We start from the raw sequence: 13560 nt of genomic DNA, 5'->3' as shown, positions 1-13560 counted from the left end.
GGCTGGAGCAACTGTCGGCGACCACCGAGGACACCGTGCATCTGGGCGTGCTGGACGGACGCCACGCCCTCTACCTGGACAAGGTCGGCGGGCGTCGGCGGATCAACATCGGATCGCGTCTGGGCGAGCGGCATCCGATCGCGTCGACGGGCCTGGGCAAGGCCTTGATCCTGGACAAGACCGAGGCGGAGTGGACGGACTTCTATTCGCCGGAGGGTCAGCCGTTCGATTCCGCCGCCCGCGCCGTCTGGCTGGAACGGATGCGCGGCTATGCAGCCAAGGGCTACGCCTTCGACCTTGAGGAGAACGAGGACCAGATCCGCTGCGTCGCAGCCCCCGTGCGCGGGGTGGACGGCCAGGTGATCGCCGCCATCAGCGTCTCCAGCGCCGCCCAGTACATGAGCGACGCCCGCATGGCCGAACTGACCGTGACGGTCATGGACGCCGCCAACGCCATCAGCCTTGATCTCGGCTGGTCGCCCAAACCCTGAACCCCGCCGGAGTCCGCATGCTGCTTGAAAACAAGGTGGTGCTGGTCACCGGCGCCTCGCGCGGGATCGGCCGGGCGACCGCGATCGAAGCGGCGCGGCAGGGTGCGGACGTCGCCATCAACACCTTCAACGACGCCGAAGAAGCCGCCGCCGTGCTCTCGGCGGTCGAGGCTCTGGGGCGGCGGGCGATCGCGGTCGACGGCGACGTGGCCCTGCCCGAGAGCGCGCCGGCCTTCGTGGCGGCGGCGGTCGAGGCGTTCGGGCGGGTGGACGTCTTCGTCTCCAACGCCGGCATCTGCCCGTTCCACGCCTTCTTCGACATGCCGGTCGAGACCCTGCGCCGGACGATGGAGGTCAACCTGCACGGGGCCTATTTCATGGTCCAGGCGGCGGCCAACCAGATGGTCAGGCAGGGCAGGGACGCCGAGGGCCGGGGCGGCTCCATCGTCGCCATCAGCTCGATCTCCGCCTTGGTGGGCGGCGAGATGCAGACCCACTACACGCCGACCAAGGCCGGGGTGCACAGCCTAATGCAGTCCTGCGCCGTCGCCCTGGGCCGGCATGGCATCCGGTGCAACTCCGTCCTGCCGGGAACGGTCGCGACCGACATCAACAAGGACGATCTCGCCGATCCGGACAAGCGCCGGTACATGGAAGGCCGCATTCCCCTGGGCCGGCTGGGCCGGCCTGAGGACATCGCCGGCGTCGTCGCCTTCCTGGCCTCGGACATGGCGTCCTACATGTCCGGCGCGGCCTTGCTGGTTGATGGCGGCGCCCTGGCGAACTTCCAGTAGGGCGCGGGCGATGAAGGCTGCATCCATCGGCGACTACCGCGAGCTCGCCCGGCGGCGACTGCCGCGCTTCCTGTTCGAGTACATCGACGGCGGCTCCTATTCGGAGACGACCCTGCGCCGCAATGTGTCGGACCTGCAGGACATCGCACTGCGCCAGCGCGTGCTGCGCGACGTGTCGAACATCGACCTGTCGACCACCCTGTTCGGCCAGAAGAGCGCCCTGCCGGTCGCCCTGGCGCCGATCGGGCTGGCCGGGATGAACGCCCGGCGCGGCGAGGTTCAGGCGGCCCGGGCGGCGGCCGCCTTCGGCGTGCCCTTCACCCTGTCGACGGTCTCGGCCTGTCCGATCGGGGAGGTCGCGAAAGGATCGCCGGCGCCGTTCTGGTTCCAGCTCTACATGATCCGCGACCGCGCCTTCATGAAGGACCTTCTGACGCGGGCGGCCGAGGCGGGATGTCCCGCCCTGGTCTTCACGGTCGACATGCCGGTGCCGGGATCGCGCTATCGCGACCTCCGGTCCGGCCTGGCCGGCGCGCCGGGGCTTGCGGGCGATGTGAGGCGGATCTGGCAGGCGGTGCAGCGGCCGGCCTGGGCGTGGGAAGTGGGGATCAACGGACGCCCGCACGCCCTGGGCAATGTGGCCCCGGTCTTGGGCGACGGCTCCGGCCTGGAGGACTTCTTCGCCTGGATGCGGAACAATTTCGATCCCTCCGTGACCTGGAGCGATCTGGAATGGGTGCGGGATCAGTGGAAGGGACCCCTGATCATCAAGGGGCTGCTCGACCCCGAGGACGCCCGGGCGGCGGTGGACCTGGGCGCCGATGGCCTTGTGGTGTCCAACCACGGCGGCCGCCAGCTGGACGGCGCCCTGTCGTCCGCGCGCGCGCTGCCGGCGATCGCGGAGGCGGTTCAGGGGAAGGTCACGGTCCTGGCGGACGGCGGCGTGCGCAGCGGGCTGGATGTCGTGCGGATGCTCGCGCTCGGCGCCGACGGCGTCCTCATCGGACGGGCCTGGGCCTATGCGCTGGCGGCGCGGGGTGAAGCCGGCGTGACACACGTCCTGGAGCTTCTGGCCGCCGAGATGACCGTCGCCATGGCCCTGTCCGGGGTGACCTCGGTCGATGCGATCTCCGGAACAATGCTGGCGCGTTGAACCGAAGGGCGTCGCCCGACGTCGGCGTCAGACGTGACGGACCGGGGCGCCGTCGATCCAGCTCTGTGCAACGGACAGGTCTTCGTTGAGGATCAGAAGGTCCGCGGCGAACCCCGGCGCGATGCGGCCGCGTTCGCGCTCCAGGCCCAGGAAGGCGGCCGGAGCGGCCGAGGCCATCATGACGGCGGTCGGCAGGTCGAGGTCCAGCAGGTCGCGGGCGTTGCGCACGGCGGCGGCCATGTCGAGGTCGGAGCCCGCCAGCACGCCGCGCTCGTCCAGACAGGCGCCGTCCTTCACCGAGATGCGGCGGCCCTGAAGGTAAAAGTGGTCACTGCCCGCATTGACGCTGGGCATGGCGTCGGTAACCAGCATGAAGCGGTCGGCGGGGCGGCAGCGCAGCGCCAGCTTCAACACCACCGGATCGACGTGGTGGCCGTCGACGATGATCCCGCACCAGGCGGTAGTGTTCTCCAGCGCCGCCCCGACCACGCCGGGCTCGCGGCTGGTCAGCGGGGACATGGCGTTGAACAGGTGGGTGAAGCCGGTCACGCCGGCGTCCAGCGCCGTTCGGGTCGTCGCATGGTCGGCGTCCGTATGGCCGGCGGCGACCACGGCGCCGCCCGCGACCAGGGCCGCGATCATGTCGGGCGAGGTCATTTCCGGGGCCAGGGTGATCAGGGTCCGGCCCGCCTTCATCCGGGTCAGCAGGCGTACGGCCTCGGCGTCCAGGGTACGGAACTTGTTGGGGTCGTGGATGCCCTTACGGGCGACGTTCAGGAACGGGCCCTCGACGTGGATGCCCAGCACCCCGGGCACGCCCTCGGCCATGGCCTGTTCGACCGCGTCGATGGCCCGGTCGATGACCGACAGGTCGTCGCTGATCAGGGTCGGCAGGAAGCCGGTGGTGCCGAAGCGCCGGTGGGCCGCGCCGATGCGGGCGATGGTCTCGACCGTGGGGGCGTCGTTGAACAGGACGCCGCCGCCGCCGTTGACCTGGGTGTCGATGTAGCCGGGAACCAGCGGGTCGCCGTTCAGGTCGTGATCCGTCGCCTCCGGGAACGCGGCGCGCACGGCGGCTTCCGGTCCGACGGCGGCGATGCGGTCGCCGTCAATGACCACGGCTAGGCCCTGGTGAAAGGCGTCCTCGGCCAGAATCCGCCCGTTATACAGCAGGATGGGCATCAAACGGTCTCGGTCACCTTGTTGAGATAGGGCGGTCGGTCGGGATCGAAGCCGCGCGCCGTCGAGAGCGTCGCCGCCAGCCGATAGAAGCTCTGGATCAGCAGGATCGGCTCAAGCCACGGATGGCTGTGCACGGTGGGCAGGGCGACGACGCCGGGCGCGGTCGTGGCTCCGGCGAAGAAGACCCGGGCGCCCCGCCGGGCGAAGTCGGCGGCCAGATCCTCGGCGTCGTCGCGCGTCGCGTCCGACTGGGGCAGCAGCAGGACGGGGAAGCCGGTCTTGACCAGAGCCATCGGGCCGTGACGGACCTCGGCGGTGCTGAACGCCTCGGCGTGCAGGCCGCAGGTCTCCTTCAGCTTCAGCGCCGCCTCGCGGGCCACGCCGAAGCCGACGCCGCGGCCGACGACATAGAGACTGGTCGCATCGGTCAGGGCGGGCAGGGCGGCGGACCAGTCCTGTTTCCAGGCGGCGTCCAGCTGTCGCGGCAGATCCTTCAGTCCGGCGGACAGGTCGGCGTCGCCGCTCCATTCCGCGATCAGATGGGCGATGGCGCTGAGGCTGGCGATGAAGCTCTTGGTCGCGGCCACCGACAGCTCCGGGCCCGCGCGCAGCGGAACGGTCAGGTCGGCCACGTCCGACAGGGGCGAGCCCTCAACATTGACCAGGGCGATGACGAAGGCGCCGCCCGCCTTGGCGGCGGCGGCGGCGGCGACCAGGTCCGGGCTCTTGCCCGACTGCGAGACGGCGAAGCAGACGCCGCCGGGAATGCGCGGCGTGAGCCCGTAGACCGAGCTGAGAGCCAGAGGGGTGGGACTGGTCAGGACGCCGGTCTCGGCCTCGATCAGATAGCGGGCGAAGACCCCGGCGTTGTCCGAACTGCCCCGGCCGCAGATCAGGGCGGCGGTGGGCGGGTGCGCGCGCAGATAGGCGGCGGCGCGGGCGACGATCCCGGCGTTGTCACGCAGCTGGGCGGTGACCACGGCCGGGGCCTCGGCGGCCTCGGCGAACATCTTCGTGCCTTCGGCGCGCATCAGGCGGGGCCGTCGTTCAGTTCGGCGACGAAGTCATAGGCGTCGCCGCGATAGTAGGACTGGGTGACCTCGACCGCCTGACCAGCGTGGAAGGCGCGGCGCTCGATCAGCAGCCCGGCCGCCCCAGCGGTCGTGCCCAGCAGTTCGGCCTGCTCGTCGTTGAACAGGACGGCCCGCAGGCGCTGAAGCGCGCGGTTGGGGCGGTAGCCGGTGTCGGCCAGGGCGCGGTACAGCGAGGCGCCGACCGCATCGAGGCCGGGCAGGCAGGCCGCGGGGATGGTCGAATACTCCAGCGCCATCGGCAGGCCGTCGGCGTAGCGGATGCGGCTGAAGCGATAGACCGGCGTGCCGGGGCTGAGCCCCAACGTCAGCGATTCCTCGGGCGTCACGGCGCCTTCGCTGCGGTTCAGCCAGGAACTTGTCGCCTTGCGGCCACGCGCGGCCATGTCTTCCGAGAAGGACGTCAGCTTGGAGAAGCTCTTCTCCACCCGGGCGGCGACGAAGGTGCCGGCGCCCTGGCGGCGGGTCAGCAGGCCCTCGGCGACCAGGCCGTCGAACGCCTTGCGCACCGTGATGCGCGACACCGCCAGGCCCGAGGCGAGGTCGCGTTCGGGCGGCAGTGCCTCGTCGGGTTTCAGGGCGTGACGCTCGATCGCCTCGCGCACGGCGTGCTGCAGCTGCTGGTACAGCGGCGCCGGACGCTGGGCGTCCAGCGGGCCTATGGCTTCGAGAAACGACATTACGCCCCGTCCAATTCAAACAGCCCGTTTGATACGCCCATCTGAACGCAAGTCATGCGACCAATCAAGTACCAATATAATAAAAGAATAGGCCCAATTATCATTTTGGTCTTGCGCGTCGTGATTGTTTGATGAAAGTCTCGTGTCAACGGCGGCGCAATTCAGCATTCGCGGTCGGGGAATGGACCATATTGGTCTTAAATTGGGCTTTTCTGGACCTGCGGGGGTAGGTCCAATCAGGGGAGAATAGGCGTCATGAGTCTTCGTCATGCCTTGCTGGCCGGAACCGTAAGCGCTCTGGCGCTTGTCGCCGGCGCCGCCGCCGCACAGGACGCGGGGGAACCCGCCGTCATCGACGATGTGATCGTCACCGGTATTCGCGCCTCGCTGCAGCAATCGCTGCAGACCAAACGCAACGCGGACGCCATCATCGATGTCGTCACCGCCGAAGACGTGGGCAAATTCCCCAGCTCAAACGTGGCGGAAGCCATCACCATCATTCCGGGCGTCACCATCGACCGCGCCTTCGGCCAGGGTGAGAAGGTTTCGATCCTGGGCACCGACCCGGCCCTGAACCGCACCCTGCTGAACGGCCAGACGGTCGCTTCGGCGGACTGGTTCATCCTCGATCAGCCGGGACGGACTTTCAACTACGCCCTTCTGGCGCCGCAGATCGTCGGCCGGGTCGAGGTCTTCAAGTCGTCGGAAGCCCGCATCGACGAAGGCAGCATCGGCGGCACGGTCGACGTCCTGACCCGCCGTCCGCTGGACCTAGGCAACGGCCTGACCCTCTCGGGCGCCGCGACCTGGCTCTACAATGACCGGTCCGAAGAGTCCGACCCCCAGTATTCGCTACTGGCCGGTTGGCGGAACGAGGACCGCAACTTCGGCGTCCTGGTCTCCTATCAGCACGCCAAGGACGGCCTGCGCCGCGACGGTCTGGAAGCTTACGGCACCATCCCGGCCAACTACTACGCCGGCGGCAACCCGGAGAACCCGGGCGCCAACTCCATCACCAACGGCAACTGCGCCGGGACCTGCGCCTCGACCCTGCTGGCCAATCCGAACGCCCGCGGCCTGAACTCGTTCGGCACCCACTTCTTCGAGCAGGACCGTGAGCGCGACAGCTATACCGTCGCCCTGCAATGGCGACCGGTCGAGCAGCTGGACCTGAATTTCGACTGGCTGCACGTCGAGGCGACCTACAACAACACCAACCAGTCGCTGTTCGCCTTCCAGGGCAACACCTGGAACAGCCTGGGCGCCCTCACCGACATCCAGATCGAGGACGGCGTCATCAAATACGCCGCCTTCAAGAACGCGCTGAGCGTGCTGGACGTCCAGTACCGCGAGGCCGCCCTGACGACGGACTCCTATCACTTGGACGGCAGGTGGCAGGGCGAGGGCTGGGATCTGTCCGGCGACATCGGCTACAGCAAGGCCGACGGCGGCACCCAGCGCCAGCTGTTCGGAGAGTTCCTGAACTGGGCCGACTACAGCGTTGATTTCCGGGGCGCGCCGGGTTCGCCGGGCGTCCTGACCTATACCAATCCGGCCAACAACGACGTGCTGTCCAACGCCTCGAAATTCTCGTTCGACGGCGGCTGGGGCGCGGGCGATCCGTCCGTCGGCCCGACCGGCTACAACGCCGGCTGGGGCGGCAACATCGTTTCCAAGCCGACCACGGACAAGGAGACCTACGGCCAGGTCGATTTCGGTCTGGACCGCGACGGCTTCTTCGACCGCCTGCAGTTCGGCTACAAATACCGCAAGCACGAAACCGACCAGCGCATGTCGGGCGTGACGGTCCAGATCTTCGGCGCGCCGGACAGCGCGGCGATGTTCAACCCGCGCAAGGTGCCGGGCAACTATCTGGACGGCTTCGACGGCGTGAACGGCCAGATGACCGGCCGCTTCCGCATCGATGGCAGCGCCCTGGCGGACTACATCCAGTCCGGCGGCTACCTGCGTCCGTGGCAGGCCGCGCCGACGCCGACCGTGTTCGGCAACGCCGAGTTCACGGCCCAGAACTGGAACGTCCAGGAGACGATCCACGCCGTCTACGGTCAGGCGAACTTCGAAAACGACTTCGTGCGGGGCAACATCGGCCTGCGCTACGTCCGGACGGAATCGGACAGTGGCGGCTACATCTGCGTCAACCAGACGGCCACCGGCTGCGGCACGACCGCCGCCGACTGGGCCTGGAGCGTGACGACCAAGGAGTACGACGACTTCCTGCCCAGCCTGAACCTGGTGTTCACCGTCTCGGACGATCTGCTCATCCGTGCGACGGCGTCCAGGGTCATCGCCCGTCCGAACTACGCCGACATGTCCAACTACTTCTGGCTGTCGGACCAGATCCTGAACGGCGGCGGCGGCAATCCGGACCTGGATCCGTACGAGTCGACCAACCTGAACGTCGCGGCCGAATGGTATTTCGGCGAGAACGCCATCCTGTCGGGTGAAGTCTTCGTCAAGGACATCTCCAACTACATCCTGCAGAAAACCGCGCCTGAGCAGCACTTCAACCAGGCCCAGAACGCCGTCACCACCTACCAGATCAGCCGTCCGACCAATGCGGGCTCGGCCGAACTGAAGGGGCTGTCGCTCGCGTATCAGCAGAACTACGCCTACGGCTTCGGCCTGCTGGCCAACTACACCCTGGTCGACGGCGAGGCGGACAACGGCCAGGATCTGCCGTTCAACTCCAAGCACCAGGTCAATCTCAGCCCCTTCTATGAGAACGGCGCCTTCTCGGCCCGTGTGACCTACACGTGGCGGTCGCGGTACTTCACCGGCCTGGACCGCGGCGACGCCATGTATGTGCGTGACGTCGACACCCTGGACGCAACGGCGGGCTATGCCTTCAATGACCGCGTCAGCCTGACCGTGTCCGGCCAGAACCTGCTCGACAGCGAGTACTACGCCTACGCCAATACGGTGGACCTGCCGCGCGGCGTCTATCGTACGGGCCGCAAGCTGATGGCGACGCTGGCGATCGAGTTCTAGGACCCGGTTTTGCGAGGGCGATGATCCGTCGTCCTCGCAAAAGCCTGTCGCCAAGGTCTCCTCCTGAGGCCAGACTGGCGCGGGGCGTCCCACGTCCCGCGCGCCCTTTCTCCAGCTGCGAGACTGCGATGACCCTGATCGCGCGATCGGCGACGGCGTTCGCCCTGATCTGCACTCTGGCGGCGGCGGCGCCGGCATTGGCGCAGACGACGACGGGCTCGATCATTCCCAGGCCCCAGTCAGTGACGGCGATACCCGGCGCATTCCGGATCACCGCGGGAACGGCGATCCTGACGCCGCGTGGCGACGCCGAGGCCGCCCGGGCGGCGGCGCATTTCGCGGAACTCATGCAGCGCACGCGTGGCCTGACCCTGACGGTGCGCGAAGGCGAGGCCGCGCCCGGCGCCGTCGTCTTCCGCCATGACGCCGGATCGACCGCTGACGCCTATCGCCTGGACGTGACTCCGCAGGGCGCGGTGATCACCGCCGGCGACTTCGGCGGCCTCCTGTATGGTGCGGTCAGCCTGTGGCAGCTGGCCACCGCCGAGCCGGGGCAGGGGCCGGTGGCCATTCCCGCCATCGCCATCCAGGACGCCCCTCGCTTCGGCTGGCGCGGCGTCATGCTGGATTCCGCCCGCCACTATCAGTCGCCGGAGTTCATCAAGGAATTCATCGACTGGATGGCGTTGCACAAGCTCAACGTCTTCCACTGGCACCTGACCGACGACCAGGCCTGGCGGCTGGAGATCAGACGCTATCCCAGGCTGACTGAGGTCGGCGGCTGGCGCGTCCATGCGGGCGCGGCGGCGCAGAAGGACATCGACCCGGCCACTGGCCGCCCGCGCCTCTACGGCGGCGTCTACACACAGGATCATGTACGCGACATCGTCGCCTATGCTGCGGCCCGTAACATCGTGGTGGTGCCCGAGATCGACGTGCCCGGCCATGCCAGCGCGGCGGTCGCCGCCTATCCCGAGCTGGGTGTGACCGACGTGCCCGGCGGCTCCGTACCGGTCGTGCCCGCTGACTGGGGCGTCTATCCGACCCTGTTCAACGTCGAGGAGCCGACGCTGGTCTTCCTCGAGAATGTGATGGACGAGGTCGTCGATCTGTTCCCCGGCGAGTACGTCCACATCGGCGGCGACGAGGCGGTCAAGGATCAGTGGAAGGCCTCGGCCCGCGTTCAGGAGCGGATGCGGGAACTCGGGCTGACGGACGAGGAGAAGCTGCAGAGCTGGTTCGTCGCCCGTCTGGAAAAGCGACTCAACGACCACGGCCGGCGCATGATCGGCTGGGACGAAATCCTCGAGGGCGGCATCAATCCGAACGCCAGCGTCATGTCCTGGCGCGGCGTCGAGGGAGCCATCGAGGCGGCGCGCCTGGGCCATGACACGGTGATGTCTCCGGCGCCGGTCCTCTACTTGGACAACCGCCAGAGCGCCGACGACGGGGCGCCGGGCCGCGGCTTCACCTCGTCCCTGCGCGACGTCTATTCCTTTGATCCGACACCGGACGAACTGACCCCGGAGCAGGCGCGCCGCGTCCTCGGGGTGCAGGCCAACCTGTTCACCGAGCATATGCGTGATGACGAGCGGGTCGAATACCAGGCCTTCCCGCGTCTATCGGCCCTGGCCGAAATGGCCTGGACCCCGCATGAGCGGCTGGACTTCGCCGACTTCCGCACGCGGCTGGATCCGCAGCTGGTGCGCTATCGCACGCTCGGCATCGACTATGCGACCAGCGGCCTGACCGAGGTCGCCGCCGTTCCGCCCGCCGACGGCCAGCGCCGCTACGACCATCAGATGAAGCTGTGCAGTGCGGCCCTGCCGCTGTCGCTGATCGATGACGCCCCGCTGGAGGGCGAGCGCGCGGCCCTGCTGATGGACATCCTCAATCCCTGCTGGATCTATCAGTCGGCGGACCTCCGCCATGTCGTGCGCTTCGAGGCCGCCGTCGGCCAGGTTCCCTTCAACTTCCAGATCGGCGCTGACCGCGACAAGATCCGCCTGGGGACCCCGCGCACGCCGGAGGGCGAGCTGGAGGTCCGCATCGACGGCTGCGAGGGCGAACCCGCGCTGATCATTCCCCTGGCCTCGGCCGCCGGGAACGACGGGATCACCACGCTCTCCGGACTCCTGCCCGTTCACTCGGGCGCGCACGACCTGTGCCTGCGCTTCACGCAGAAAGACTTGGATCCGATGTGGGGCGTCGACTGGGTGCGCCTGTCCGATCCGACCAAGCCCGAGGACGAATGATGACGCCGGAACTGATCGTCCACGCGCCGATCGACGGCTGGGTCTGTTCACTGGACGAGGTCCCGGACGCCGCCTTCGCTGCGCGCATGGTCGGCGAGGGACTGGCCATCGACCCGACCGGCCTGACGGTCCGCGCGCCCTTCGACGGCGTAGTCTCGAGCCTGGCCCGCACCGGCCACGCCGTCAGCGTGCGTTCGGACGACGGGCCGGAAATCCTGATCCATCTGGGACTGGAGACGGTCTCTCTGAACGGCGCGGGCTTCACCCCCCATGTCGCGGAGGGCGCGCGGGTGCGCACCGGCGATCTCCTGCTGTCGCTGGACATGGACGTCGTGGTGGGAGGCGCGAAGAGCCTGATCTCGCCGGTTCTGCTGGCTAATGAGGGCGAGGTCCGCCTGTTGCCCCTGAACCGTCTCGTGGTGGCGGGCGAGCCGATCATGGCGGTGCGTCCAACGGCCGCCTTCGGTGCGATGGCGGGCGACGAACAGGCGGCGCTGACCCGAGCGGTGCGTGCGCCGCTGCCGCATGGCCTGCACGCCCGCCCGGCCTCGCGCATCGCCGCCGCCGCCAAGGGTTTCGATGCCCGGGTCCGGCTGATCCTGGGCGACCGCAGCGCTGACGCCGCCAGCCTGACGGCCATGATGACCCTGGGGCTCAAGGATGGCGACGACCTGATCCTGAGCGCCAGCGGTCCGCAGGCCGAGGCGGCGCTGGAGGCGATCGCCACCCTGATCCTGTCCGGTCTGGGTGAGGGCGGCGAGAGCGCGCCCGTCGCCCACGCCGCCGAAACGCCTGAGGCTCCAGCCGGTCCGGCCGCGGGCGAGGACGGCGAACTGATCTTCTCGGGCGTCATGGCGGCGCCGGGTCTGGCGATTGGCCGCGCCGTTCGTCTGCGTCAGGCCGAGATTGAAACGCCGGAACAGGGGCGCGGCGTCGAACTGGAGCAGGCCGCCCTGCAACAGGCGCTGAGCGCGGTGCGTGGCCGCATCGAGGCTTCTGTGGCTGGCGGCGGCGCGCATCGTCGCGCCATTCTGGCGGCCCATCTGGCCTTCCTTGATGACCCCGGCCTGATCGCCGCGGCGCAGGAGGCCATCGACGCGGGCGCCGGCGCCGGCTTCGCCTGGCGCAAGGCGACGCAGGGCGGGGTGGCCCTGTTCCGGTCGCTGGGCGACGCCCGCACGGCTGAGCGCGCCGACGATCTGATGGATCTGGAGCGTCAGGTCCTGATCGAACTGTCGGGCGAGGCCGCGCCGGCGCCCGTGGTGCTGGGGACCGGATCGGTCATCCTGGCCGACGACCTGCTGCCGTCTCAACTGATCGCGCTGGACGCGGTCAAGGTGGCGGGGCTGTGCACCGCCCGCGGCGGACCGACCTCGCACGTCGCCATCCTGGCCGCGGCCATGGGCGTGCCCGCCCTGGTCGCCGTGGGACCGGGTCTGGACCGGGTCGAGGACGGGGCCCTGGTGGTGCTGGACGCCGACGGCCGGCGACTGGTCGCCAACCCCTCCGCCGCCCGTCAGGCGCGCGCCCAGAGCGGCGTCGCCGCCCGCGACCGCCGCCGGGCCGAGGCGCACGCCCTGGCCTCCGACGACTGCCGCACCGCCGACGGCGTCCGCATCGAAGTTTTCGCCAATCTGGGCGCCGTGACCGAGGCCGCGCCCGCCGTGGCCGGGGGCGCCGAGGGTTGCGGCCTGCTGCGGACCGAATTCCTCTTCCTCGAACGCCAGAGCGCCCCGACGGAAGACGAGCAACTGGTCCAGTACCAGGCCATCGCCGACGCCTTGGACGGACGACCGCTGGTCATCCGCACCCTCGATGCGGGGGGCGACAAGCCCATGCCCTATCTGCCCATGCCGCAGGAGGACAATCCGGCTCTGGGCCTGCGGGGCGTCCGGGCGGGCTTGCACCGGCCCGACCTTCTGCTGACCCAGCTGCGTGCCGTCTGCCGGGTGCGCTCGGCCGGAACGGTCGCCGTCATGCTGCCGATGATCGCTTCGGCGTCCGAGGTGCGTCAGGTCCGCGCCCTGCTGGATATCGCCGCGAGCGAGACCGGCGGTCATACGCCGCTGCTGGGGGTGATGATCGAGACGCCGGCGGCGGCCATGACCGCTGACCTGCTGGCGCCCCACATCGACTTCGTCTCGGTCGGCACCAATGACCTGACCCAGTACGCCTTGGCCATGGATCGCCAGAACGCCCATCTGGCGGCCCAGCTCGACAGCCTGCACCCGGCCGTCCTGCGCCTGATCGCGCAGACCGCGGCGGGGGCCGCAGACACCAGCTGGATCGGCGTCTGCGGCGGACTGGCCTCCGATGTTCTGGCCGCGCCCATCCTGATCGGGCTCGGCGTCACTGAGCTGTCGGCCACGCCGTCGATGGTGGCCGAGATCAAGGCCGTGGTGCGGTCCATGACCTTGGCCGACTGCCGCGCATTGGCGGCCCAGGCCCTGACGCTGGACAACGCCGAGGCCGTGCGCGCCCTGGCCGACGAGCGTCTGGCGGCCCTGCTCAAATCCCATGTCGTCGGAGCGGTCGCATGAAGATCGGACTGTCCAGCCTGCAGCCGCTCGGCCGGGCCCTGATGCTGCCCATCGCCGTCCTGCCGGTCGCGGGTCTGCTGCTGCGTCTGGGCCAGCCGGACCTCATGGACATCGCCTTCATCTCGGCGGCGGGGCAGGCGATCTTCGCCAACCTGGGCCTGCTGTTCGCGGTCGGCGTGGCCGTCGGCCTGGCCAAGGACAACAACGGCGCCGCCGGCCTGGCGGGCGTGGTCTGCTTCCTGATCTCGGTCGAGGCGTCCAAGGTCCTGCTGAGCGTGCCGCCCGAGGTGGTCGCGGGTCTCAGCGGCGACGCCGTCGATGCGGCGTCGAAGGCCTTCAAGGACCAGGCCCTGTCGCGGCTGGGA

At 69.2% G+C, this 13560-nt stretch carries 10 protein-coding genes; 7 read left to right on the top strand and 3 right to left on the bottom strand.

The annotated features are described in order from the left end of the window. The 3 genes from Q0C81_RS07540 to lldD all read left to right on the top strand — a co-directional run. On the top strand, positions 1-491 hold a 491-nt coding region (locus Q0C81_RS07540), incomplete at its 5' end, for an IclR family transcriptional regulator C-terminal domain-containing protein (protein ID WP_291835849.1). A gap of 17 nt (positions 492-508) precedes the next feature. After that, positions 509-1285: an SDR family NAD(P)-dependent oxidoreductase gene (locus Q0C81_RS07535; RefSeq protein ID WP_291835846.1), complete on the top strand. Its 777-nt coding sequence runs from the start codon at positions 509-511 to the stop codon at positions 1283-1285. Between the two features lie 10 nt (positions 1286-1295). Further along, positions 1296-2438, top strand: a complete 1143-nt coding sequence (lldD, locus tag Q0C81_RS07530; RefSeq protein WP_291835843.1) for an FMN-dependent L-lactate dehydrogenase LldD — start codon at positions 1296-1298, stop codon at positions 2436-2438. Positions 2439-2465: 27 nt separating this feature from the next. On the opposite strand, the gene nagA is transcribed toward lldD, so the two are convergent. Genes nagA through Q0C81_RS07515 form a run of 3 tightly spaced genes read right to left on the bottom strand, consistent with a single transcriptional unit; the run spans position 2466 to position 5391 of the window. After that, a complete protein-coding gene (nagA, locus tag Q0C81_RS07525) occupies positions 2466-3620 on the bottom strand; it encodes an N-acetylglucosamine-6-phosphate deacetylase (RefSeq protein ID WP_291835840.1) in 1155 nt (384 codons plus the stop codon). Next, complete coding sequence (locus Q0C81_RS07520; RefSeq protein WP_291835836.1) at positions 3620-4651, bottom strand: SIS domain-containing protein; 1032 nt, start codon at positions 4649-4651, stop codon at positions 3620-3622. Before Q0C81_RS07520 ends, nagA begins: the two co-directional genes overlap by 1 nt. Next, positions 4651-5391, bottom strand: a complete 741-nt coding sequence (locus Q0C81_RS07515; RefSeq protein ID WP_291835833.1) for a GntR family transcriptional regulator — start codon at positions 5389-5391, stop codon at positions 4651-4653. Before Q0C81_RS07515 ends, Q0C81_RS07520 begins: the two co-directional genes overlap by 1 nt. A gap of 255 nt (positions 5392-5646) precedes the next feature. On the opposite strand from Q0C81_RS07515, the gene Q0C81_RS07510 reads away from it, so the two are divergent. The 4 genes from Q0C81_RS07510 to Q0C81_RS07495 form a co-directional block, all read left to right on the top strand. Continuing rightward, complete coding sequence (locus tag Q0C81_RS07510) at positions 5647-8400, top strand: TonB-dependent receptor (RefSeq protein WP_291835830.1); 2754 nt, start codon at positions 5647-5649, stop codon at positions 8398-8400. A 128-nt stretch (positions 8401-8528) separates the two neighbouring features. Further along, a complete protein-coding gene (locus Q0C81_RS07505) occupies positions 8529-10655 on the top strand; it encodes a family 20 glycosylhydrolase (RefSeq protein WP_291835826.1) in 2127 nt (708 codons plus the stop codon). Beyond that, positions 10655-13195, top strand: coding sequence for a phosphoenolpyruvate--protein phosphotransferase (ptsP, locus tag Q0C81_RS07500; RefSeq protein ID WP_367117983.1), 2541 nt, complete (start codon positions 10655-10657; stop codon positions 13193-13195). Before Q0C81_RS07505 ends, ptsP begins: the two co-directional genes overlap by 1 nt. Next, positions 13192-13560: PTS transporter subunit EIIC (locus Q0C81_RS07495; RefSeq protein ID WP_291835820.1), on the top strand; the 369-nt coding region annotated here is incomplete at its 3' end. The genes ptsP and Q0C81_RS07495, both read left to right, overlap by 4 nt.

Source organism: Brevundimonas sp. (genome assembly GCF_023259385.1).
Lineage (GTDB): Bacteria > Pseudomonadota > Alphaproteobacteria > Caulobacterales > Caulobacteraceae > Brevundimonas.
Note: the sequence above shows the minus strand (reverse complement) of the source record. Positions and strands in the feature narration are given on the sequence as shown.

Bases quoted from the DNA above. Each gene is read 5' to 3' on its own strand.
- Q0C81_RS07535 (WP_291835846.1), top strand. From the start codon at position 509: ATGCTGCTTGAAAACAAGGTGGTGCTGGTCACCGGCGCCTCGCGCGGG.
- Q0C81_RS07510 (WP_291835830.1), top strand. From the start codon at position 5,647: ATGAGTCTTCGTCATGCCTTGCTGGCCGGAACCGTAAGCGCTCTGGCG.
- lldD (WP_291835843.1), top strand. From the start codon at position 1,296: ATGAAGGCTGCATCCATCGGCGACTACCGCGAGCTCGCCCGGCGGCGA.
- ptsP (WP_367117983.1), top strand. From the start codon at position 10,655: ATGACGCCGGAACTGATCGTCCACGCGCCGATCGACGGCTGGGTCTGT.
- Q0C81_RS07520 (WP_291835836.1), bottom strand. From the start codon at position 4,651: ATGCGCGCCGAAGGCACGAAGATGTTCGCCGAGGCCGCCGAGGCCCCG.
- nagA (WP_291835840.1), bottom strand. From the start codon at position 3,620: ATGCCCATCCTGCTGTATAACGGGCGGATTCTGGCCGAGGACGCCTTT.
- Q0C81_RS07515 (WP_291835833.1), bottom strand. From the start codon at position 5,391: ATGTCGTTTCTCGAAGCCATAGGCCCGCTGGACGCCCAGCGTCCGGCG.
- Q0C81_RS07505 (WP_291835826.1), top strand. From the start codon at position 8,529: ATGACCCTGATCGCGCGATCGGCGACGGCGTTCGCCCTGATCTGCACT.